The 535-nt window shown below is 75.3% G+C and carries 1 protein-coding gene and 1 pseudogene; both read right to left on the reverse strand.

The features are described from left to right. Window positions 1–295 (reverse strand): annotated as a pseudogene (locus tag PKE99_RS38630) (hypothetical protein); the annotation flags it as partial. After that, window positions 295–535: hypothetical protein (locus PKE99_RS38635; protein WP_271215181.1), on the reverse strand; the 241-nt coding region annotated here is incomplete at its 5' end. The pseudogene PKE99_RS38630 and the gene PKE99_RS38635, both read right to left, overlap by 1 nt.

Genomic DNA, 535 nt, shown 5'->3' on the forward strand with positions numbered 1-535 from the left:
CCACCGGCACTACGCACGCGCAGTCGATGGCGTCGACGGTGGCGCCGGCCACCCCCGTCGCGGACTCGGCGGCCCGGCCCACCATGGCGAGGAGCTCCTCGCGGGTGACCTGCTTCATCGCGGCGCGCGCCGAGTGGAAGGTGTAGCGGTGCCCGGTGGCCTCGCTCTGCCGGCGGAACAGCTCCGGGAGCTCGGTCTCCATCGTGGTGTTGGAGCTGGGCACGATCAGCCCGATGCGCGAGAGCCCGTCGGGGGCGGGCGCGGCGCAGGTCGGACCGTCGGGGTTCTCGGTCATCAGTACTCGACTCCTCCGTCGGGCAGGTCGGCCGGGGTGGGCGCGAGCTCGGGCTCGCGGGCGGCGACGCGTCCCGCGAGCGCGCTCCAGATCGCCTCCGGCGTGATGGGCAGGGCGGTCAGCTCGACGCCATGGTCCGCGAGCGCGTCGCACACCGCGTTCGCGACGGCGGCACCGGGCGGGATGGTGCCCACCTCACCGACGCCGCGGACGCCGAACGGCGTGACCGGCGAGGGCACC

This window comes from Pseudonocardia halophobica, from assembly GCF_027922425.1.
Classification (GTDB): domain Bacteria; phylum Actinomycetota; class Actinomycetes; order Mycobacteriales; family Pseudonocardiaceae; genus Pseudonocardia; species Pseudonocardia halophobica.